Below are 637 nucleotides of genomic sequence, written 5' to 3' on the forward strand. Positions count from 1 at the left end.
AGCTGCAAAGAATGAAGCTAACAATGCGGCACAGTCTGCTCCGGTTGAAAAAACAGTGGAAAAAGTAATTGCTGAAGTGAAAGAAACATACGATTTCTCTAATGTAGAAGTGGAACCATTATTCAAAGATATGGTTGATTTCGATACATTTAGCAAGTCAGATTTCCGTGCTGTAAAGGTAAAAGAATGTGAAGCAGTTCCAAAATCTAAGAAGCTTTTGAAGTTCGTATTAGACGATGGAAGTGGCGTAGAACGTGTGATTTTAAGCGGAATTCACGATTATTATGAGCCGGAAGAACTGGTTGGAAAGACATTGCTTGCAATCACAAACCTTCCACCACGTAAGATGATGGGAATTGATTCTTGCGGTATGATCATCTCCGCTACACACCTTGTAGAAGGAAGAGAAGGATTGAATGTTCTGATCCTGGATGATCACATTCCGGCAGGAGCAAAATTGTACTAAGTGAGTAAAAATACTTCACAATTTGACAGCAAAAATTTTCTTTGACAACAATTTGACAACAAATTTGTATTCAAACATGAATCATCATGAAGAATGGTGATTAGTTGTCAGTAATACTACTCCAACAATATGAATTGTTGAGGGCACTTTTTGAAAGAAAAATCTTTCAGA

Annotated in this window: 1 pseudogene; it reads left to right on the forward strand. The window is 37.0% G+C overall.

What is annotated here, in order from left to right:
• Positions 1 to 466 (forward strand): annotated as a pseudogene (locus tag QVP40_RS09225) (lysine--tRNA ligase); the annotation flags it as partial.
• Positions 467 to 637: the final 171 nt, after the last annotated feature.

The organism is Blautia sp. CAG:257, from assembly GCF_000433815.1.
GTDB classification, from domain to species: Bacteria; Bacillota; Clostridia; order Lachnospirales; family Lachnospiraceae; genus Blautia_A; species Blautia_A caecimuris.